Origin of the sequence: Paraburkholderia sp. Ac-20342 (assembly GCF_017104985.1) — a bacterium.
GTDB lineage: Bacteria > Pseudomonadota > Gammaproteobacteria > Burkholderiales > Burkholderiaceae > Paraburkholderia.
In genome coordinates, this window is record NZ_JAAGPQ010000029.1 from 26,547 (window position 1) to 47,048 (window position 20,502).

At 65.1% G+C, this 20,502-nt stretch carries 18 protein-coding genes; 13 read left to right on the forward strand and 5 right to left on the reverse strand.

The genetic code is table 11. From position 1 onward, the window contains the following. Nucleotides 1–3 precede the first annotated feature (3 nt). The 3 genes from G3N58_RS14280 to G3N58_RS14290 all read left to right on the forward strand — a co-directional run bounded on the left by G3N58_RS14280 (nt 4) and on the right by G3N58_RS14290 (nt 3,734). The gene (locus G3N58_RS14280; RefSeq protein ID WP_167048823.1) at nt 4–2,346 is read left to right on the forward strand and encodes an NADP-dependent malic enzyme; all 2,343 of its coding nucleotides are present in this window, start codon (nt 4–6) and stop codon (nt 2,344–2,346) included. Nucleotides 2,347–2,746: 400 nt separating this feature from the next. Beyond that, nucleotides 2,747–3,160 carry a ribonuclease gene (locus G3N58_RS14285; protein WP_167048825.1) on the forward strand — a complete coding sequence of 138 codons (414 nt, stop codon included), beginning with the start codon at nt 2,747–2,749 and terminating at the stop codon, nt 3,158–3,160. Between the two features lie 16 nt (nt 3,161–3,176). Further along, nucleotides 3,177–3,734 (forward strand): barstar family protein, encoded by a 558-nt coding sequence (locus tag G3N58_RS14290; protein ID WP_167048826.1) that lies wholly within the window; start codon nt 3,177–3,179, stop codon nt 3,732–3,734. A gap of 170 nt (nt 3,735–3,904) precedes the next feature. Here G3N58_RS14290 and G3N58_RS14295 read toward each other — a convergent pair whose 3' ends face one another. From G3N58_RS14295 to speE, 3 genes are all read right to left on the reverse strand, one after another. After that, nucleotides 3,905–4,645, reverse strand: a complete 741-nt coding sequence (locus tag G3N58_RS14295) for a 16S rRNA (uracil(1498)-N(3))-methyltransferase (RefSeq protein ID WP_167048828.1) — start codon at nt 4,643–4,645, stop codon at nt 3,905–3,907. A 19-nt stretch (nt 4,646–4,664) separates the two neighbouring features. After that, nucleotides 4,665–5,078 carry a VOC family protein gene (locus tag G3N58_RS14300; protein ID WP_167048830.1) on the reverse strand — a complete coding sequence of 138 codons (414 nt, stop codon included), beginning with the start codon at nt 5,076–5,078 and terminating at the stop codon, nt 4,665–4,667. Between the two features lie 157 nt (nt 5,079–5,235). Beyond that, nucleotides 5,236–6,108, reverse strand: a complete 873-nt coding sequence (speE, locus tag G3N58_RS14305) for a polyamine aminopropyltransferase (RefSeq protein ID WP_205999451.1) — start codon at nt 6,106–6,108, stop codon at nt 5,236–5,238. Nucleotides 6,109–6,388: 280 nt separating this feature from the next. Between speE and tkt the strand changes: the two genes are divergently transcribed. Further along, complete coding sequence (gene tkt, locus G3N58_RS14310) at nt 6,389–8,410, forward strand: transketolase (RefSeq protein WP_205999452.1); 2,022 nt, start codon at nt 6,389–6,391, stop codon at nt 8,408–8,410. Between the two features lie 122 nt (nt 8,411–8,532). Beyond that, the gene (gene gap, locus G3N58_RS14315; protein ID WP_205999453.1) at nt 8,533–9,543 is read left to right on the forward strand and encodes a type I glyceraldehyde-3-phosphate dehydrogenase; all 1,011 of its coding nucleotides are present in this window, start codon (nt 8,533–8,535) and stop codon (nt 9,541–9,543) included. An 85-nt stretch (nt 9,544–9,628) separates the two neighbouring features. Here gap and G3N58_RS14320 read toward each other — a convergent pair whose 3' ends face one another. After that, complete coding sequence (locus G3N58_RS14320; RefSeq protein WP_167048838.1) at nt 9,629–10,324, reverse strand: FadR/GntR family transcriptional regulator; 696 nt, start codon at nt 10,322–10,324, stop codon at nt 9,629–9,631. Nucleotides 10,325–10,558: 234 nt separating this feature from the next. Here G3N58_RS14320 and G3N58_RS14325 point away from each other — a divergent pair, with 234 nt between their 5' ends. The 3 genes from G3N58_RS14325 to G3N58_RS14335 all read left to right on the forward strand — a co-directional run bounded on the left by G3N58_RS14325 (nt 10,559) and on the right by G3N58_RS14335 (nt 13,615). Beyond that, complete coding sequence (locus tag G3N58_RS14325) at nt 10,559–11,887, forward strand: C4-dicarboxylate transporter DctA (protein WP_167048852.1); 1,329 nt, start codon at nt 10,559–10,561, stop codon at nt 11,885–11,887. Nucleotides 11,888–12,060: 173 nt separating this feature from the next. Beyond that, on the forward strand, nt 12,061–13,071 hold the full coding sequence (alc, locus tag G3N58_RS14330) for an allantoicase (RefSeq protein WP_205999454.1): 1,011 nt from the start codon (nt 12,061–12,063) through the stop codon (nt 13,069–13,071). Nucleotides 13,072–13,099: 28 nt separating this feature from the next. Continuing rightward, a complete protein-coding gene (locus tag G3N58_RS14335; protein WP_205999455.1) occupies nt 13,100–13,615 on the forward strand; it encodes an ureidoglycolate lyase in 516 nt (171 codons plus the stop codon). Nucleotides 13,616–13,738: 123 nt separating this feature from the next. On the opposite strand, the gene fur is transcribed toward G3N58_RS14335, so the two are convergent. Further along, entirely contained in the window at nt 13,739–14,167 is a 429-nt protein-coding gene (gene fur, locus G3N58_RS14340; RefSeq protein WP_167048844.1) for a ferric iron uptake transcriptional regulator, read from the reverse strand. 154 nt (nt 14,168–14,321) lie between these two features. Between fur and G3N58_RS14345 the strand changes: the two genes are divergently transcribed. From G3N58_RS14345 to leuS, 5 genes are all read left to right on the forward strand, one after another. Then, entirely contained in the window at nt 14,322–15,173 is an 852-nt protein-coding gene (locus G3N58_RS14345; protein ID WP_205999456.1) for an outer membrane protein assembly factor BamE, read from the forward strand. A 190-nt stretch (nt 15,174–15,363) separates the two neighbouring features. After that, complete coding sequence (gene dapB, locus G3N58_RS14350) at nt 15,364–16,161, forward strand: 4-hydroxy-tetrahydrodipicolinate reductase (protein WP_167040490.1); 798 nt, start codon at nt 15,364–15,366, stop codon at nt 16,159–16,161. A gap of 99 nt (nt 16,162–16,260) precedes the next feature. Further along, entirely contained in the window at nt 16,261–16,980 is a 720-nt protein-coding gene (locus tag G3N58_RS14355; RefSeq protein WP_167285803.1) for a MotA/TolQ/ExbB proton channel family protein, read from the forward strand. Nucleotides 16,981–17,099: 119 nt separating this feature from the next. Continuing rightward, a complete protein-coding gene (locus G3N58_RS14360) occupies nt 17,100–17,531 on the forward strand; it encodes a biopolymer transporter ExbD (protein ID WP_167040494.1) in 432 nt (143 codons plus the stop codon). 369 nt (nt 17,532–17,900) lie between these two features. Beyond that, nucleotides 17,901–20,492 carry a leucine--tRNA ligase gene (leuS, locus tag G3N58_RS14365; RefSeq protein ID WP_205999457.1) on the forward strand — a complete coding sequence of 864 codons (2,592 nt, stop codon included), beginning with the start codon at nt 17,901–17,903 and terminating at the stop codon, nt 20,490–20,492. Nucleotides 20,493–20,502: the final 10 nt, after the last annotated feature.

Consider the following 20,502-nt stretch of genomic DNA (forward strand, 5'->3'; position numbering starts at 1 on the left):
ACAATGCCGTCGAACATCTATTCTAATCTGCACTTCTTCGAAGCCCGCCTTATGTCGAATCCCGTCAATACCAAACTCCGCGAAGCCGCTCTCGATTACCACGAGTTTCCGACTCCCGGGAAGATCGCGATCGCCCCGACCAAGCAGATGCTCAACCAGCGCGACCTCGCGCTGGCGTATTCGCCGGGCGTCGCGTTTGCGTGCGAGGAAATCGTCGAAAGCCCGCTGAACGCCGCGCGCTTCACCGCGCGCAGCAACCTGGTCGGCGTCGTCACGAACGGCACCGCGGTGCTGGGTCTCGGCAACATCGGGCCGCTCGCCTCGAAGCCGGTCATGGAAGGCAAGGCCGTCCTGTTCAAGAAGTTCGCCGGCATCGACGTGTTCGATATCGAAATCAACGAGAACGATCCGCACAAGCTCGTCGACGTGATCGCCGCGCTCGAACCGACGTTCGGCGGCATCAACCTCGAAGACATCAAGGCGCCGGACTGCTTCATCGTCGAGCGCGAATGCCGCAAGCGCATGAAGATTCCGGTCTTCCACGACGACCAGCACGGTACCGCGATCGTCGTCGCGGCGGCCGTCACCAACGGTCTGAAGGTGGTCGGCAAGGACATCAAGCAGGTCAAGCTGGTCGCTTCCGGCGCGGGCGCTGCGGCGCTCGCCTGCCTGGACCTGCTCGTCGACCTCGGCCTGCCGCTCGAAAACATCACCGTGACCGATCTCGCGGGCGTGGTCTACAAGGGCCGCACCGAGCTGATGGACCCGGACAAGGAACGCTTCGCGCGTGAAACCGACGCCCGTTCGCTTGCCGAAGTGATCGACGGCGCGGACATTTTCCTCGGTCTGTCGGCCGGCGGCGTGCTCAAGCAGGACATGGTCAAGAAGATGGCCGACAAGCCGCTGATTCTCGCGCTCGCGAACCCGACGCCGGAAATCCTGCCGGAACTGGCACTCGAAGTGCGCCCCGACGCCGTGCTGTGCACGGGCCGCACCGACTACCCGAACCAGGTGAACAACGTGCTGGTGTTCCCGTTCCTGTTCCGCGGCGCGCTCGACGCGGGCGCGACGACGGTGACGCGGGAAATGGAAATCGCCGCGGTCAATGCGATCGCCGAACTGGCGCGCCAGGAGCAGAGCGACATCGTGGCGACCGCGTACGGCATCGAGGATCTGTCGTTCGGGCCGGAATACCTGATTCCGAAGCCGTTCGATCCGCGCCTGATCGTCAAGGTCGCGCCGGCGGTGGCGAAGGCCGCGATGGAGTGCGGCGTCGCCGAGCGTCCGATCGAGGACATGGAGGCGTACCAGCAGCATCTGCAGCAGTTCGTCTACCACAGCGGCACGACGATGAAGCCGATCTTCCAGCTCGCGCGCGGCGTCGAGCCGGAAAAGAAGCGCATCGTGTTCGCGGAAGGCGAAGAAGAGCGCGTATTGCGCGCAATGCAGATCATCGTCGACGAAAAGCTCGCCAAACCGATCCTGATCGGCCGTCCGGCCGTGATCGAGCAGCGTATCGCACGCTATGGCCTGCGCCTTGTCGCGGGGCAGGACTACACGGTCGTCAACACCGATCATGACGAACGTTACCGCGACTTCTGGCAGGAATACGCGAAGATGATGTCGCGCAAGGGCATCACGGCGCAGATGGCCAAGCTCGAAATGCGCCGCCGCACCACGCTGATCGGCGCGATGATGGTGAAGAAGGGCGAGGCGGACGGCATGATCTGCGGCACGGTCAGCACGACGCACCGCCACCTGCACTTCATCGACCAGGTGATCGGCAAGAAGCCGGGCGCCAAGGTCTACGCGGCCATGAACGCGCTGGTGCTGCCGAACCGGCAGATTTTCCTCGTCGATACGCACGTGAACGTCGATCCGACGCCGGCCGAGCTGGCCGAGATCACGATCATGGCCGCCGAGGAAGTGCGCCGCTTCGGCATCGAGCCGAAGGTCGCGCTCGTGTCGCATTCGAACTTCGGTTCGAGCAACGCGCCGACCGCACAGAAGATGCGCGATACGCTCGACATCCTGCGCGAACGCGCGCCAGAGCTGCAAGTTGACGGCGAAATGCATGGCGATGTCGCGCTCGACGCGAACCTGCGCCGCGAAGTGCTGCCCGATTCGACGCTCGAAGGCGACGCGAACCTGCTGGTGCTGCCGAACATCGACGCAGCCAACATCTCGTACAACCTGCTGAAGACGGCGGCCGGCAACAACATCGCGATCGGCCCGATGCTGCTCGGCGCGGCCCAGCCGGTGCACGTGCTGACGCCGTCGGCAACGGTGCGCCGGATCGTCAACATGACGGCGCTGCTGGTCGCCGACGTCATCGCAACCCGCTGATTCCCGCTTCGGCGGGACATGGCGCCACCTGTGCGCCATGAAAAAAAAGGCGTGCCCGCAATGGGCACGCCTCAGGGCAAGCAGGGGATAGCCACCCCGAAAAAGATATGACACAGCCTTCCGGCCGTGCCAATTCCAAGGCTCTTCAATCGTGCTGAGAACGTAGACGGATGGCCTGCCGGGTCGTCCGCGTTTTCCTCATTTGCACGATCAGGCTAAGTTTAGCCTGACTAAGCTCAATATTTTGTCAAATGTTGTCAAGGCCCGCGCCGCCGGGTTTCCCGCGCGGCCGCAGGGGCCGGGTTTGCCCGTCGAACGTTGATTCCAAAGGCTATTAGCGATACCCTTACGACTTTCATGGTCGTCAAAATCGTGATCTGACAGCGGGGAAGCCTGATAGATGGCACGCAACCGGTTGTGGATAAAAGGCGTGCTGATCGGTGCCGCCGCGCTCTGCGCGTGGCCGGGTTGCGTGCCTCATGCATGGGCGCGCGATTATTCGGCGCCAGCCGCGGCGAGCGTGGAAGTCGGCACCATCGCGCTGGCGCAATTGCCGCGTGAGGCGGTCAATACGTTGAACCTGATTGCCGCCGGCGGGCCTTACCCGTATGAGAAGGACGGCATCGTATTCGGCAACTACGAGCGGGTGCTGCCGGCCCATCGGCGCGGCTATTACCACGAATACACCGTTCCCACGCCTCGCGCGCGTAACCGCGGGGCGCGTCGCATCGTCTGCGGAGGTCCGCCACGGCGAACCGACAATTGTTATTACTCGGACGACCACTACACCAGTTTTAATCGTATTGTTGAATGACATCGGGAAGAACGGCATGAGCGACAACATCTACGCGCACGACTCCGGAGTCGCGACGGATCTTTTCGCGGCCGGCGACGGCAATTTGTTCCAACGCGTCATGAAGATGCGCGCCGGCGAGGGCCGCGACGACCAGAGCGAAGCTGGCGCGACGGTTTCATCGAACGAGGAGCCCATGAGTCTTTTCCAGACCGTGAGACCGAACATCGTGCAGTCGATCCGCGCGTTCCGCGTGCAGGATCTCGCCGACGAGGCCACCCAGCTGGGCCAGCATTTCCTCTATGCGTATTGCGCGAACGCGGCATCGAAACAGGAAGTGCTCGAAACCATCGCGACCTCTTTCCTGTTTCCCAAGCACTTCGGCAAGAACTACGACGCGCTCTACGATTGCCTGACCGACCTCGTGCAAAAGGCCGGCGCGCAGCCCGGCTTCGTGATCGTGCTCGAACAGTTGCCGGTCGCGCAGAAATTCGACAAGGAAGGGCGCGAAACGCTGCTCGACGTGTTCCGCGAAGCGTCCGAATTCTGGGCCGAGCGCAAGGTGGCGTTCCGGGTGTTTTACTCGTTTGCGTGATTTGCCCGACGTCCGCTTGCATTTGGAAGCAGTTTCGCGGTTGAAGTACGACAAAGGCCCGCCAGTTGGCGGGCCTTTGCTTTTGGGGCATGCATGTCGGCTCGCGTGGGGTCGTGCCGCTTCGCGCCGGTTCGTGACGCGGAAAAACGCGCGAGGCGCGGTGCAGTGCCTTACCAGCCGCCCCAGCGGGCGGCCAGCGCTGATAGAACGGCCATGCCCGCGGTCTCGGTGCGCAGCACGCGCGGCCCGAGCCCGACCGCGCTGAAGCCGTGAGCGGTCGCCGCGGCTTCCTCCGCCGCGGAAAAACCGCCTTCGGGGCCGACCAGCACGGTCACGCGGCCTTTGGGCGTTGCCATGGGCAAGGCGGAAAAGTTGATGCTCGCGCGCGGCGACAACAGGATGCGCAATTCGCCCTCTTCGGGTTCGCGCGGCAGCGTGGCGAGCCAGGTGGCGATTTCGCGCACGCGCCCGACTTCCGGCAGCCGGTTGCGCCCGCACTGCTCGCACGAGGCGCGCACGATGCCTTCCCAGTGCTGATGCCGCCGCTGTGCGCGGTCGCCGCTCAGACGCACGACGCTGCGCGTGGTGGTCAGCGGCACGAAGCTCGACACGCCGAGTTCGACGGCCTTTTCGAGCAGCCAGTCCATCTTGTCGCCGCTCGCAATGCCTTGGGCGAGCGTCAGGTGATACGGCGTTTCGGTTTCGATTGCGCGGAATTCGCGAATTTTCACGCGAGCCGAGCGGCGTTCGACTTCGACCAGTTCGGCGCTGTATTCGCCGCCTTCGCCGTTGAACAGCACGATCGAGTCGCCCGGCTGCAGACGCAGCACGAGCACGTGGCGCACGACATCGTCGGGAAGCTGGAGGATGTCGTCAGGATGCAGGGGAATACCGACGAAAAAGCGGGGCATCAAAAAAATACTCATCGATTCAGGAAAGGTGGCGGGCGAGCGCCCAACGGTAGCCGTCCGGATCTTCGACCTGGGCGAAGCGGTCGCCCCAGAACTGATCCTGCGGCTCGCTCAGCGATTTTGCGCCGGCCGCGAGTGCCCGCGCATAAACCGCGTCGACGTCCTCGACATAGACATAAAACGATTGCGGGGCGATGGCGCCCGCGCTTCGCGGCGTTTTTGCGACCGAGCCGAATGCCCCTTCCGGCGCGAACATTACAATCAGCTGGCCTTGATAGGTCATCTCGACATGCATGACCATGCCGTCGTCCTGGACACTATCGCGGACCTCGAAGCCGAACGCGGCGGAATAGAACGCGGTCGACGCGTGCGCATCGCGCACCGTCAGATAGGGGGTGAGCCAGGGCACGCCGGCGGGGCGGGGGGCGGTCATCGAATTCTCCGGATCTCGGGTTTCGCGGGGCGCATGCTGCGGATCGACGTCAACATGGGCGTATCGATACGCGTACTGCACACATGCTGCGTATATTGCGTACCGGCATCGCGGTCCAGCCGAACCGTCGCATTGTGCCCACGCTTCAATCTGATGGCTATAAGACACAACCTAGTTTATCGCGCACCGATCGCGCTGCCGAGAATAGCCCCGCATGCAAAGCCGGATCGTAGTGCCTGAGCGCATCGATCCGGCGCGCGGCGAGGCGGTCGGCGAGCGTGCTGGCGGTGAGGGCGGCCGGGTCGAGCGTGCCGCTCGCGACGGCCATCATCCATAGCGAGCCGTAGAGCGGCACGAAGGTGCTCATCGTGCGCACGGTCGCGAAGGCGCCGCGCAGATCGCCGAGCAGGCCGGCAATGCGCGGCGCGTGGAAATACGGCGAGCCGAGATGCAGCGACAGCGCGGCGTCCGCGCTCATCACGCGCTTGAGTTGCGCGTAGAAGGCGGGTGTGTAGAGACCGGCGGCTGGGGAGTCGGGCGGCGTCAGGTCGAACACGACGAGATCGAAACGCGTGCCCTCCGCCGTGGACATGGCCGCAGCCACGTACTGCGCGGCGTCGCCGATCACGAGTTCGACGCGCGAATCGTCGAACGCTCCGCCGTGCACGTCCGGCAAATGCTCACGCGTGAGGCGTACGACCTCGGCATCGAGTTCGGCCACGACGATCCGCTCGATGCCCGGATGCCTGAGCAACTGCCGCGCGGCGCCGCCGTCGCCGCCGCCGAGCACCAGCGCCGCGCGCGGGTCGGGATGCGCGAGCGCGGCCGGGTGCACCATGCATTCGTGGTAGATGAATTCGTCGGCGGCGGACGTCATCGGCCGGCCGTCGAGCGTGAAGAGGCGTCCCAACTGCGGCGTGTCCCAGATCTCGATCGTCTGATAAGGAGACGCGACGCGCTCGATCAGGCGCGCGTTCGCAAAGCCGTAGACGGCGTCGGGACTCGGCTGGAACAGCAGGGGCGAATTCACGGCGGACGGGCTCGGGTTCGGACGTGGCGGGGTGGACGATGAAATTGTAAAGGGCGCCTTCGGCTCGTGCCCGCGGCGCGTGCATCGGAGCGCGCGGCTCGCGGGCTTTCGCGTCGGGGGGCGGGTTAACCTTCTGTTAGAATGTGACGCTTTCAGCCTTGTCCGTTTGCTCTGCCCGTTTCGCGTCTCCTGGCGCCGCATCGTGCGCCGTAGCGAACCGGCCGCCGAGCTTCCGGGCCTCAAGCGCGCTCCGCTTTCTGACTCTGTCTCCGGACTCGACATGACGACCCCGTCTCCCGCACCCACTTCCCTGATGGCAAACGCAATCCGTGCGTTGTCCATGGACGCCGTTCAAAAGGCGAACTCCGGCCACCCCGGCATGCCGATGGGCATGGCCGAAATCGGCGTCGCCCTGTGGTCGCGTCATCTGCGCCATAACCCGACGAACTCGCAATGGGCTGATCGCGACCGCTTCGTCCTGTCGAATGGTCATGGCTCGATGCTGCTGTACTCGCTGCTGCATCTGACGGGCTACGATCTGCCGATGGAAGAGCTGAAGAACTTCCGCCAGCTTCATTCGAAGACGCCGGGCCACCCGGAATACGGCATCACGCCGGGCGTCGAGACGACCACCGGCCCGCTCGGCCAGGGTCTCGCGAACGCGGTCGGCATGGCGCTCGCCGAGTCGCTGCTCGCTACCGAATTCAACAAGCCCGACGCGAAGATCGTCGATCACCACACCTACGTGTTCGTCGGCGACGGCTGCCTGATGGAAGGCATCTCGCACGAAGCCTGCTCGCTCGCGGGCGTGCTGAAGCTGAACAAGCTGATCGCGTTCTACGACGACAACGGCATCTCGATCGACGGCGAAGTGGTGCACTGGTTCCACGACGACACGCCCAAGCGCTTCGAAGCCTACGGCTGGAACGTGATCCCGAACGTGGTCGGCCACGACGTCGACGCGGTGGACGCGGCGATCAAACAGGCCAAACAGTCGGACAAGCCGACGCTGATCTGCTGCAAGACCGTGATCGGCGAAGGCGCGCCGACCAAGGCCGGCTCGCACGACTCGCACGGCGCGCCGCTCGGCGACAAGGAAATCGCGGCGACGCGCGAGGCGATCGGCTGGAAGTGGGAGCCGTTCGTGATTCCGCAGGAAGTCTATGCGGCATGGGATGCGAAGGAAGCGGGCGCGCGCTTCGAATCCGACTGGGACAAGGCGTTCGCGGCCTACGCGGTGAAGTACCCGGCGGAGGCGGCCGAGTTCAAGCGCCGCAGCGCGAAGCAGCTGCCGGCCGACTGGAAGGAGAAGGCCCAGGCGATCATCGCCGGCGCCAACGAACGCGCGGAAACCGTGGCGACGCGCAAGGCCTCGCAACAGGCGATCGAAGGCCTGTCGACCGTGCTGCCCGAACTGCTCGGCGGTTCCGCCGACCTGACCGGCTCGAACCTGACCAACTGGAAGGCCGCCAAGCCGGTGCGCGTGAATGCCGAAGGCCGTGCCGCCGGCAACTACGTGAACTACGGCGTGCGCGAATTCGGCATGAGCGCCGCAATCAACGGCGTCGCGCTGCATGGCGGCTTCAAGGCGTTCGGCGGCACGTTCCTGACGTTCTCGGACTACAGCCGCAACGCGCTGCGCGTCGCCGCGCTGATGAAAGCACCGTCGATCTTCGTGTTCACGCACGACTCGATCGGTCTCGGCGAAGACGGCCCGACCCATCAGTCGATCGAGCACGTCGCGAGCCTGCGCATGATCCCGAACCTGCACACGTGGCGTCCGGCCGACACGGTCGAAACCGCGGTGGCGTGGACTCACGCGGTCGAGCAGGAAGGCCCGTCGTGCCTGATCTTCAGCCGTCAGAACCTGCCGTTCTCGGAGCGCACCGACGCGCAGATCGCCAACATCGACAAGGGCGGCTACGTGCTGCGCGACTGGCAAGAGGAAATCGTCGCGCGCAAGATCATCCTGATCGCCACCGGCTCGGAAGTCGAACTCGCGCTGAAGGCCGTCGAGCCGCTCGCGCGCGAAGGCATCGCGGCACGTGTCGTGTCAATGCCGTCGACGACCGTGTTCGACCGGCAGGATGCCGAGTACCGCGAACGCGTGCTGCCGCACGGCGTGCGCCGCGTCGCGATCGAAGCGGGCGTGTCGGATTTCTGGCGCAAGTACGTGGGTCTCGAAGGCGGCGTGGTCGGCATCGACACGTTCGGCGAATCGGCCCCGGCTGGCGTGCTGTTCAAGCATTTCGGCTTTACCGTCGAGCACGTGGTGGCGACGGCCAAGGCCGCGCTCGGCTGATCCGGCGCAGGCTCGGCACAAGCGTTGCCGCCGCGCCCCATGCGGCTGCGCGGCAACGCACCGAACTGCACGCCCGATCAGGCGAACATAAACGGATTTTTTTAGCCATCAGGAGATAAATCATGACGATTCGCGTCGCAATCAACGGCTACGGCCGGATCGGCCGCAACACCCTGCGCGCCTTCTACGAAAACGGCAAGAAGCACGATCTCGAAATCGTCGCCATCAACGATCTGGGCGATGCGAAGACCAACGCCCACCTGACGCAGTACGACACCGCGCACGGCAAGTTCCCGGGCGAAGTGTCGGTGGACGGCGACTATCTCGTCGTGAACGGCGACAAGATCCGCGTGCTGGCGAACCGCAACCCGGCCGAGCTGCCGTGGGGCGAACTCGGCGTCGACGTCGTGATGGAGTGCACGGGCTTTTTCACGACCAAGGAAAAGGCCAGCGCGCACATCAAGGGCGGCGCGAAGAAGGTCATCATCTCGGCGCCGGGCGGCAAGGACGTGGACGCGACGGTCGTCTACGGCGTGAACCACAACGTGCTGAAGGCATCGGACACGGTCATTTCGAACGCCTCGTGCACGACCAACTGCCTCGCGCCGCTGGTCAAGCCGCTGAACGACAAGATCGGCCTCGTGAACGGCCTGATGACGACGATCCACGCGTACACGAACGACCAGGTGCTGACCGACGTCTATCACGAAGACCTGCGCCGCGCGCGTTCGGCCACGCATAGCCAGATCCCGACCAAGACCGGCGCTGCGTCGGCGGTCGGCTTCGTGCTGCCGGAACTGAACGGCAAGCTCGACGGCTACGCGATCCGCGTCCCGACGATCAACGTGTCGGTCGTCGACCTGTCGTTCATCGCCGCGCGCGACACGACGGTCGAGGAAGTCAACGCGATCATGAAGGAAGCGTCGCAAGGCGCGCTGAAGGGCATCCTCGGCTACAACGACGCGCCGCTCGTGTCGGTCGACTTCAACCACAACCCGGCTTCGTCGACGTTCGACGCGACGCTGACCAAGGTGTCGGGCCGTCTCGTGAAGGTGTCGAGCTGGTACGACAACGAGTGGGGCTTCTCGAACCGCATGCTGGACACGGCGGTGGCGCTCGCGAACGCGAAGTAAGGGCTAAGTAAGCAGCAAGCGGTGTCGTCACTGACGCTGTATGCAAAAGCCGCTCCTTGGAGCGGCTTTTTTTCGTCCGCGGTTTTTACGCCGATGACGGGGTCGGGAAATAGACGCCCGCGCGTTGCGCGGCGTTCGCAATATGCGTTTCGATGGCCTTGCCGGCGCGCAGCGAATCGCGCGCCTGCAGAGCGTCGAGAATCGCGCGGTGCTCGGTGTACGTGGACAGCACGAGCTCGCGCCGATAGAACGGCATGCGCTGGCTTTCCTTCATGATCTCCGCGCTGCTGCGCAGGATCGATTCGATCGCCGCATTGCCGGCAATGCTGACGATCCGCATATGGAACTCGTAGTCGAGGCGCGCGGCCTCGTCGAGTTCCTCGCAGGCGAGCGCGGTTTGCATTGCCGCGACGTTTTCTTCGAGCCAGGCGAGGTCGCTGTCGCTGACCGCGAGCACCGCCATGCGCGCGACGAAGCCTTCGAGCGCGTAGCGCATCTGATAGGTGTCCGGCAGCGACGACTGCTCGGCGAAGCGCCACGATTGCGCCGCTTTCGCCTCGGTGCTTTCGACGTACACGCCCTTGCCGGGGCGGATCACGAGCAGCCCGAGCGCTTCGAGTGTCGAGAGCGCTTCGCGCAGCGATGCGCGGCTGATCGACAGTTCATCGGAAAGCTGGCGCTGCGCCGGCAGCAGACTGCCCACTGGATAGACGCCCCCTTCGATTCGCTCGCGAATGGTCGCGATGGCGGCGTCGGTGACGGTGTGCGGGACGTTTTTCATGATGGCTCACTCGATGGCGCGGTCTGACCGGTATTCTAGTACGCGATCAGGGCGGGCGTTGCATGCCACGGCGGCGTTCCGCAATCCGCCCCTAAACCGCTTGAGAAACAACGGGTAAACACTGTTCGATCAATCCTTGACGTGAGTATATCGGCTTCCTACTATTCGCCATAACAGTACTGGTCGGACCAGTCTGAACAGATGCCACCGAGACACCGTTATCAGGAGGAAGCCGTGCTGAAATTCTTCAATTCGCTGTTTGGCCGCGTCGTCATCGCGCTCGTGGCGGGCGTCGTGCTCGGCGCGCTTTATCCGCAGTTTGCCCAGTCGTTGCGCCCGCTCGGCGACGGCTTCCTCAAGCTCATCAAGATGGTGATCGGGCCGATCGTGTTCTGCGTCGTCGTGAGCGGCATGGCGCACGCGGGCGACCTGCGCAAGGTCGGGCGCGTCGGCCTGAAGGCGGTGGTCTACTTCGAAGCGATGACGACGATCGCGCTCGTGATCGGCGCGCTGCTCGCCTATGCGACGCGTCCCGGCGCCGGCATGAACGTGAACCTCAATGCGCTCGATGCGGCCTCGCTCGCGACCTACACCGAGCATGCGAAGAGCCTGAAGGACACCGCGGGCTTCCTGCTGAAGATCATCCCCGAGACGGCCTTCAACGCGTTCGCGACCGGCGACATCCTGCAGATTCTCGTGTTCTCGGTGCTGTTCGGCTCGGCGCTGTCGCTGCTCGGCAAGCGCGCGCAACGCGTGAGCGGGCTGATCGACGAACTCTCGCAGGTATTCTTCCGCGTGATGGGCTTCATCATCAAGCTCGCGCCGCTCGGCGTGCTCGGCGCGATCGCGTTCACGACCGGCACCTACGGCGTGGCGTCGCTCAAGCAGCTCGGCATGCTCGTGCTGGTGTTCTACGCGAGCTGCGCCGTGTTCGTCGTGGTCGTGCTCGGTGCCGTGATGCGGCTCGCGGGCTTCAACATCTTCAAGCTGATCGGCTACCTGCGCGAGGAACTGTCGATCGTGCTCGGCACCGCGTCCTCGGATGCCGTGCTGCCACAGATCATGCGCAAGCTCGAATGGATGGGCGTCAAGGATTCGACGGTCGGCCTCGTGATTCCGACCGGCTACTCGTTCAATCTCGACGGCTTCTCGATCTATCTGACGCTCGCGGTCATCTTCATCGCGCAGGCCACCAACACGCCGCTGTCGATCCACGACCTGATCGTCGTCGTGCTGGTGTCGCTCGTGACCTCGAAGGGCGCGCATGGCATTCCGGGCTCGGCGATCGTGATTCTCGCCGCGACGCTCTCCGCGATTCCGGCGATTCCCGTGCTCGGCCTCGTGCTGATCCTGCCGGTCGACTGGTTCGTCGGCATCGCCCGCGCGCTCACTAACCTGATCGGCAACTGCGTCGCGACGGTGGTGGTCGCCGTGTGGGAAAACGATATCGACAAGGCGCGCGCGCATCGCGTGCTGAACCGCGACGCGGCGCTGCGCTACGTGCCGGCCGTCGACGACGGGCTCGCCGAGCCCGGTGCGGCCGAACACGCACCGGCCGTTTGAGGCGCGTGCTTCCGACGACGCGACGCGGCGCGGCTCGCGCGCAATCGAACGAGCCGCCGCTATCGTCTGCGCAACTTCCCTGATTTCACGCGCCGGCGGATGCAGGCAATCCGCCGGTTGTTATCGGGCTTTCCCCGCATTTTCACCGAACTTTCCGTTATCCGACCGACATCATGGCGACTCCGATCCTCGACCCGAATGCTCCCGCCTTCACGCGCCGCTACATGAACCTCGCCGATCCGCGCCTCGGCGCCAAGGCGCTGCTCGCCAGCGACGAATTCTTCGCGCCGAAAGAGCGCATGCTCGACCCGCAGCCGGCGGTGTTCATCCCTGGCAAATACGACGACCACGGCAAGTGGATGGACGGCTGGGAAACGCGCCGCAAGCGCACGACCGGCCACGACTACTGCGTGATCCGCCTCGCGCGGCCCGGTGTCGTGCATGGCATCGATCTCGATACGAGCCACTTCACCGGCAATTTCCCGCCGGCCGCGTCGATCGACGCGTGCTACGCCGAAGGCGACCTGCTGCCCGATAACGCCGACTGGCAAACGCTCGTGCCCGCGACGACGCTACAGGGCAACCAGCATCACTACGTCGAGGTGAGCGACGCGCGCGCATTCACGCATCTACGCGTGAACCTGTATCCGGACGGCGGGCTTGCGCGTCTGCGCGTGTACGGCCAGCCGCAGCGCGACTGGACGCGCGTCGAGCGCGGCACGCTGCTCGATCTCGCCGCGATCGAAAACGGCGCGTATCTCGTCGCCGCGAACAACCAGCATTTCGGGCCCGCCTCGCAGATGCTGATGCCGGGCCGCGGCGTCAACATGGGCGACGGCTGGGAAACGCGGCGCCGCCGCGAGCCGGGCAACGACTGGGCGATCGTCGCGCTCGCGCGGCCCGGTGTGATCCGCAAGATCGAAGTGGACACCGCGCACTTCAAGGGCAATTTCCCGGACCGCTGCTCGCTGCAGGCCGCCTCGGTGACGGGCGGCACCGACGATTCGCTCGTCACGCAGGCGATGTTCTGGCCGGTGCTGCTCGGCGAGCAGAAACTGCAGATGGATCACGTGCATACGTTCGCGGACGGGCTCGCCGCGCTCGGTCCCGTCACGCACGTGCGCTTCAACATCTTCCCGGACGGCGGCGTGTCGCGCCTGCGTCTGTGGGGCGAGATCGCTTAACTTAACGTAACGGAATGGAGCGGCACGCATGAAGACCTTGCAGATGGAGCGCCTGACGCGCGCGGCCTTCGCCCCGTTCGGCGACGTGATCGAACTCGACGGCGCGCGTCATTTTTCGATCAACGGCGGCACGACCGAGCGCTATCACGACCTCGCGCGCGTCGACGTGACGGAGCAGGGCGGCCGGCCGCTCGTCAACCTGTTTCGCGCGCAGCCGCGCGCGCTGCCCGTCGACGTCACGCTGATGGAGCGGCATCCGCTCGGCAGCCAGGCTTTCATTCCCTTGCGCGCGTGCCGCTATCTGGTGGTGGTCGCGCCGGCGGGCGAATTCGATCCGGCGCGCCTGCGCGCGTTCTGGACCGATGCCTGGCAGGGCGTCAATTATGCGAAGGGGGTTTGGCACCACCCGCTGCTCGCGCTCGACGAAGTCAGCGATTTCGTCGTGGTCGACCGTGGTGGCGAGCAGCCGAATTGCGATGAATTGCAGCTCGCCGAACCGTGGCGGCTCACGTTCGAAACGAACCTCGAACTGGTGGCCGAATGACGGTCGAATAGCAGCCGCAGCCGCAAGACCGCGCGCCGCATGAAAAAAGACCCGGCAGATTCGCATCTGCCGGGTCTTTTTTCGATCTGCCCAGCCACTTACCGCCATGTGGCCGGCGACGCATCAATGCTTGCGATGCGGGCAATTCTCCTTCGTACACGCCCCATACAGCGCCAGCGCGTGTTCCTGCAGCTTGAAGCCGCGTTCCCTCGCGATGGACTGCTGACGGCTTTCGATTTCCGGGTCGAAAAATTCTTCGACGAGGCCGCAATCGAGACACACGAGGTGATCGTGGTGCGACCCTTCGTTCAGTTCGAACACCGCCTTGCCCGATTCGAAATTGCTGCGCGAAAGCAGGCCGGCCTGCTCGAATTGCGTCAGCACGCGATACACGGTCGCGAGACCGATATCGAGTTCCTCGTGCAGGAGGTTGCGGTACACGTCTTCGGCGGTCAGGTGACGCACCGGACTGTGCTGGAAAATCTCAAGGATTTTGAGGCGCGGAAGGGTCGCCTTGAGCCCGATATTCTTGAGATCGGTTGGATTGGTCATGACAAGGGATCCCTAGAGTACAATGCTGGGCTCTCATAGTAATGTGTTTTTGCCGTTCTGGTCATCTTCGATGGAATGAAGCGCGGCTCGCAAGCGGGCCCGCACGGTGAGTGAAATGATTTCAAAATCTCAATTGATCTACCGGGGGAGCCGCATGCGGGGTACCTTGATCGCTGTTGCGACTGTCGCGGTTCTTGCCGGATGTTCCACCTACGACAGCGTGACCCAGCGCATCGCCCAGAGCATCACGCCGTATCGGATTACGGTGGTGCAAGGTAATTTCGTCTCGCACGAAATGGCCGAGCAGATGAAGGCCGGCATGACGCGCGCCCAGGTGCGCCAGTTGCTCGGCACGCCGCTCCTGACCGACATGTTCCACGCGGATCGCTGGGATTACGTGTTCTATTTCAAGCGCGGCTCGACCGCCGTGGTGCAGCAGCGCGACTTCGTGGTGTTCTTCTCGGGCGACCTCGTGACCCACTGGACGGGCGGCGAAGATCTGCCGACCAACCTCGAATTGCTGGCCGAAATCGACGGCGATCGCAGCGGCCGAAGGGCGCATGCGGCGGCGCCGTCAGCGGCGAGCGCCGCGGCGGCCGCAAGCGATGCGGCCGCGGCCAGCGCGCCGGCGGCAGCGGCTGCGCCGGGCGTGGACACGACGCGCTCGCCGTCGGTCGAAGGTGCTGTCGACGCGGCGGCTGCGCCGTCCACCGACGCGAACGCGGAAGCCGCCCAGGCCGCCAACCGCGCGACCAACGCGGTGCAGACGCCGTCGGGCGCGACGCCGTCCGTGCGCTCGGCCGTGCCGACCGCGAACGGCGGCGGCATCCCGAATCAGGGTCCGACGAGCGGCGGCCAGCCGCAATTCCAGTTCCACCGTCCGCCGCCGCCGGCTCCGGCCACGCAGAGCAACCCGGTCGGCCCGACCGGCTCGCAGGGTAGCGGCGGCCCGACGCTGAACGCACCGCTCACCGGTTCCTCGTCGAATTCGGGAACGGGCGAGTAATCAGACTGTCCGTGTTGTAAGGCGGGCTGCGCGCCGCGCGTGGCGCCCGCCGGATTTCTCCGCTTGTCCCGCGAGGCGCGGCGCCTCGCCGTGCTGTCCGATTCCGCAGCCTGCCGCCGCTTTCGCCCGCATTGCCGCGGCGTGTCTGCGGGTGGTGTCTGCCCGTGTCTTTTTACGAACCCTCATCGTCATGAAAATTGCCATTGCTGGCGCATCGGGCCGTATGGGCCGCATGCTCATCGAAACAGTCCTTAACGATGCCGGTGCGACGCTGTCCGGTGCGCTGTGCCGCGCGGACTCCGCGCAGGCCGGGCAGGACGCCGGCGCGTTCCTCGGCAAGCAGACCGGCGTGCTGCTCACCGACGACATCGAGCGCGTCTTCGCCGAATCCGACTATCTGATCGACTTCACGCGCCCGGACGCCACGCTGCGCCACCTCGAAGCCGCGCAGCGCCACAACGTGAAAATGGTGATCGGCACGACCGGCTTCGATAACGAGCAGAAAGCACAGTTGCGCGCGGCGTCGGAGAAGATCGGCGTCGTGTTCGCGTCGAACATGAGCGTCGGCGTGAACGTCACGCTGAAGCTGCTCGAATACGCGGCACGCCAGTTCGCGACCGGCTATGACATCGAGATTATCGAGGCGCATCATCGTCACAAGGTCGATGCGCCGTCCGGCACCGCGCTGACGATGGGCGAAGTGATCGCCGACGCGCTCGGCCGCAATCTCGACGAATGCGCGGTCTACGGTCGCGAAGGCGTGACCGGCGAGCGCGATCCGTCCACGATCGGCTTCTCGGCGATTCGCGGTGGCGACATCGTCGGCGATCATACGGTGCTGTTCGCCGGCATCGGCGAGCGCATCGAGATCACGCACAAATCGGCGAGCCGGTTGTCGTATGCTCAAGGCGCGCTTCGTGCTGTACGGTTCCTCGAAGGCCACGCAACCGGCTTCTTCGACATGCAGGACGTGCTTGGCCTGCGTTGAGTGCGCTGAGTGCATTAAGTGCGCTCAGCGGGCGCGTGGCGCACGCCGGCGCGCGGCTTCGAGCGCGCTCCTGAAGTCACTTTCCTACGGCGAGGTCAGATGGCAGGCGGCAGCGGCATCATCCATTACCTGCAGACGAGCGACGCGATCACGCATGGCGTCGCCTACGTGCTGCTGGCCATGTCGATCGCGAGCTGGTGCTTTCTGCTCGTCAAGAGCTGGTTCCTGACGCGCGCGAAACGCCAGGCCACGCGGGCGATCGCACAGTTCTGGCAGGCGCCGACATTGTCCGAGGGCGTCGCCACGCTGCGCCGCGTGGATCGCGAGCGCGTGTTCGCGCCGCTCGCCGAAGCGGCACTGCATGCGGCCGAAGTCGACATTCCGGGCGCGCTGCTCGCGCGCGTCGAGCGTAGCGAACGGGTATTGCGGGCGCTGCGCCAGGCGCTCAACGCGTCGCAGCGGCGGCTAGAATTCGGCCAGGTGCTGCTGGCGTCGGTCGGCAGCACGGCGCCGTTCGTCGGCCTGCTCGGCACTGTGTGGGGCATCTATCACGCGCTCGGCAGCATCGCGGCGAGCGGCCAGGCGCAGATCGAAAACGTCGCCGGGCCGGTTGGCGAAGCGCTGATCATGACCGCGTTCGGTCTCGTCGTCGCGATTCCAGCCGTGCTGGCGTACAACGTGCTCGGGCGTCTCGCGCGGCAGTTGTCCGAGGAACTCGACGGCTTCGCACACGATCTGCACGTCTACGTGTGTGCGCCGTCCGAGCACGTGCCGCCGCCAGTGCGCGCGCAGCAGGCGGCGCACGAAGCGCACCGCTGACGCGCGGCGGGCCGGGGCGCACCGCGGCTCGCGAAGGATCGCGGAAGCGCGTACCCGCTTCTGCAAGCTCGGGCAAGCCCGCGGACAGGCCCAGACGCAAGGAAGCACAAGGAGGCGATATGGCATTCGGCGGACTCGAGAAAAAGCAGGCGGCCGCGCCGATGGCCGAGATCAACATGACGCCGCTGATTGACGTCATGCTCGTGCTGCTCGTGATTTTCATCATCACCGCGCCGCTGTTTTCGCATGCGATCCGGCTCGATCTGCCGAAGGTCGCGGCGGCGCCCGCGCGTCAGACCCCGCAAACCATTTCCCTTTCGATCGACGCCGCCGGCCGGCTGTACTGGAACAGCCAGCCGATCACGCTCGCGCAGATGCGTGCGCAATTCGCCGAGGCCGGCAAGCAGACCGAGCAGCCGGAAATCCAGCTACGCGCCGAGCGCTCGACGCGCTACGAAGTGATCGCGCAAGTCATGGGCGCCGCGCAGCAGGCGGGGCTCGAACGCATCGGCTTCGTGACCGATCCGCCGCCGCCCGCCGCGCAACGTTGACGAGCTGCGGCGTTCGATATGACGCCCAACGTGACGTCTGACCTGGCGTTCAAGGTCCGGCGCTTCGCGCCCGAGGCGAAGGCCGCTGCCCGCGTGCTCCTGCACCGCCGGCCATGCCGCGTTTGCGTCGGTGCGCGCGGCAATCCGAACCCCGCCGGACCCGCATGAATCTTTTGCGCCGGCGCGGTGCTCGCGATGCGGATGCCCCACGCCCGCCGACCCGTGCGCCATGCCGCGCGGCGCGCCCGTCCGCGAACGGTATAATCAGCCCTTTCCCCGCGAAGGGGAAACGACGCGATTCCATCCAGTTCCATCCAGCAGAGCACCAGGCCGGTGCGAAAGCACCGAACCCAGCGATCCCATCACACCATGCACGAAAAATACGTTCCCTCCGACGTCGAAGCCGCCGCGCAAGGACAATGGCGCGCCATCGACGCCTACAAGACGACGGAAACCACCGACAAGCCCAAGTTCTACTGCGTCTCGATGCTGCCGTATCCGTCGGGCAAGCTGCATATGGGGCACGTGCGCAATTACACGATCAACGACGTGATGTACCGTTATCTGCGGATGAACGGCTACAACGTGCTGATGCCGATGGGCTGGGACGCGTTCGGCATGCCCGCCGAAAACGCGGCGATGGCCAACAACGTGCCGCCCGCGCAATGGACCTACGACAACATCGCTTACATGAAGAAGCAGATGCAGTCGATGGGCCTCGCGATCGACTGGTCGCGCGAAGTCGCGACCTGCAGCCCCGACTACTACAAGTGGAACCAGTGGCTGTTCCTGAAGATGCTCGAAAAGGGCATCGCGTACAAGAAAACCGGCACCGTCAACTGGGACCCGGTCGACCAGACCGTGCTTGCCAACGAGCAGGTGATCGACGGGCGCGGCTGGCGCTCGGGCGCGCTCGTCGAAAAGCGCGAAATCCCGATGTACTACATGCGCATCACGCAGTACGCCGACGAACTGTTGAACGATCTCGAAGGCCTCGGCTGGCCCGAGCGCGTGAAGATCATGCAGCAGAACTGGATCGGCAAGAGCTTCGGCGTGAACTTCGGCTTCCCGTACGAAATCGACGGCGAACAGAAGCTGCTGCGCGTGTTCACGACGCGTGCCGACACGATCATGGGCGTCACGTTCTGCGCGGTCGCCGCCGAGCATCCGCTTGCCACGCGTCTCGCGCAGGACAAGCCGGAACTGCAGGCGTTCATCGACGAATGCAAGCGCGGCGGCGTTGCCGAAGCCGACGTCGCGACGATGGAAAAGAAGGGCATGGCCACCGGCTTCTACGTCACGCATCCGCTGACGCAGGAGCAGGTCGAGGTGTGGGTCGGCAACTACGTGCTGATGAGCTACGGTGAAGGCGCGGTGATGGGCGTGCCGGCGCACGACGAGCGCGATTTCGCGTTCGTGAAGAAATACGGTCTGCCGGTCAAACAGGTGGTGGCGGTCGAAGGCAAGGCGTTCTCGACCGATGCCTGGGCCGAGTGGTATGGCGAGAAGACCGGCACGCTCGTGAACAGCGGCAAGTACGACGGCCTCGCGTACGACGCGGCGGTGGACCGCATCGCCGCCGACCTCAAGGCACTTGGCCTCGGCGACAAGCAGATCACGTGGCGTCTGCGCGACTGGGGCGTATCGCGCCAGCGTTACTGGGGCACGCCGATTCCGATCATCCACTGCCCGACGTGCGGCGACGTGCCGGTGCCGGAACAGGACCTGCCCGTCGTGCTGCCGGAAGACCTCGTGCCGGACGGCACGGGCAACCCGCTCGCGAAGTCCGAAGCGTTCGTGAACTGCACGTGCCCGAAGTGCGGCGGCGCGGCCAAACGCGAAACCGACACGATGGACACCTTCGTCGACTCGTCGTGGTACTTCTACCGCTACGCGTCGCCGGACGCGAAGACGATGGTCGACGAGCGCACCGATTACTGGGCGCCGATGGATCAATACATCGGCGGCATCGAGCACGCGATCCTGCACCTGCTGTACTCGCGCTTCTGGGCGAAGGTGATGCGCGACCTCGGTCTCGTGAAGTTCGGCGAGCCGGCGAAGAACCTGCTCACCCAGGGCATGGTGCTCAACGAAACCTACTACCGCGAAAACGACGCGGGCAAGAAGACCTGGTACAACCCGGCTGACGTGACCGTGTCGTTCGACGACAAGGGCCGCCCGGTCGGCGCGGTGCTCAACGCGGACGGCCAGCCGGTCGTGCTCGGCGGCGTCGAGAAGATGTCGAAGTCGAAGAATAACGGCGTCGACCCGCAGATGCTGATCGATCAGCATGGCGCGGACACCGCGCGTCTGTTCGTGATGTTCGCGGCACCGCCCGAGCAGCAGCTCGAATGGTCGGGCTCGGGCGTCGAAGGCGCGAGCCGCTTCCTGCGCCGCGTGTGGAACTTCGGTCATGCGAACGAAGCCGCGCTGCGCGCGGGCGGCCCGCTCGACGCCGCGCAACTGAACGACGCCGACAAGGCGCTGCGCCGCGAGATCTACAGCGTGCTGAAGCAGGCCGACTTCGACTATCAGCGCCTGCAGTACAACACGGTGGTGTCGGCCGCGATGAAGATGCTCAACGCGCTCGACGGCGCGAAGGGCGCGCAGCCGGCCGTGCTGCGCGAAACCTACGGCGTGATGCTGCGCGTGCTGTACCCGGTCGTGCCGCACCTGACGTTCCAGCTCTGGCAGGAACTCGGTTACGCCGACGCCTTCGGCACGCTGCTTGATGCGCCGTGGCCGAAGGTCGACGAGAAGGCGCTGGAGCAGGCCGAGATCGAACTCGTGCTGCAGGTGAACGGCAAGGTGCGCGGCGCGCTGACGGTCGCGAAGGACGCGTCGCGCGAAGCGATCGAGCAGCAGGCGGCCGCGCACGAAATGGTCGCGAAGTTTAGCGAAGGCAAGGCGCCGAAGAAGATCATCGTGGTGCCGGGCCGTCTCGTGAACGTGGTCGTTTGACGGGCCACGA

Coding starts and splice junctions, on each gene's coding strand:
- G3N58_RS14355 (WP_167285803.1), top strand. CDS start 16,261: ATGGCAGGCGGCAGCGGCATCATCCATTACCTGCAGACGAGCGACGCG.
- G3N58_RS14290 (WP_167048826.1), top strand. CDS start 3,177: ATGAGCGACAACATCTACGCGCACGACTCCGGAGTCGCGACGGATCTT.
- gap (WP_205999453.1), top strand. CDS start 8,533: ATGACGATTCGCGTCGCAATCAACGGCTACGGCCGGATCGGCCGCAAC.
- alc (WP_205999454.1), top strand. CDS start 12,061: ATGGCGACTCCGATCCTCGACCCGAATGCTCCCGCCTTCACGCGCCGC.
- G3N58_RS14360 (WP_167040494.1), top strand. CDS start 17,100: ATGGCATTCGGCGGACTCGAGAAAAAGCAGGCGGCCGCGCCGATGGCC.
- G3N58_RS14320 (WP_167048838.1), bottom strand. CDS start 10,324: ATGAAAAACGTCCCGCACACCGTCACCGACGCCGCCATCGCGACCATT.
- G3N58_RS14285 (WP_167048825.1), top strand. CDS start 2,747: ATGGCACGCAACCGGTTGTGGATAAAAGGCGTGCTGATCGGTGCCGCC.
- fur (WP_167048844.1), bottom strand. CDS start 14,167: ATGACCAATCCAACCGATCTCAAGAATATCGGGCTCAAGGCGACCCTT.
- dapB (WP_167040490.1), top strand. CDS start 15,364: ATGAAAATTGCCATTGCTGGCGCATCGGGCCGTATGGGCCGCATGCTC.
- G3N58_RS14335 (WP_205999455.1), top strand. CDS start 13,100: ATGAAGACCTTGCAGATGGAGCGCCTGACGCGCGCGGCCTTCGCCCCG.
- tkt (WP_205999452.1), top strand. CDS start 6,389: ATGACGACCCCGTCTCCCGCACCCACTTCCCTGATGGCAAACGCAATC.
- G3N58_RS14295 (WP_167048828.1), bottom strand. CDS start 4,645: ATGCCCCGCTTTTTCGTCGGTATTCCCCTGCATCCTGACGACATCCTC.
- G3N58_RS14300 (WP_167048830.1), bottom strand. CDS start 5,078: ATGACCGCCCCCCGCCCCGCCGGCGTGCCCTGGCTCACCCCCTATCTG.
- G3N58_RS14345 (WP_205999456.1), top strand. CDS start 14,322: ATGCGGGGTACCTTGATCGCTGTTGCGACTGTCGCGGTTCTTGCCGGA.
- G3N58_RS14280 (WP_167048823.1), top strand. CDS start 4: ATGCCGTCGAACATCTATTCTAATCTGCACTTCTTCGAAGCCCGCCTT.
- leuS (WP_205999457.1), top strand. CDS start 17,901: ATGCACGAAAAATACGTTCCCTCCGACGTCGAAGCCGCCGCGCAAGGA.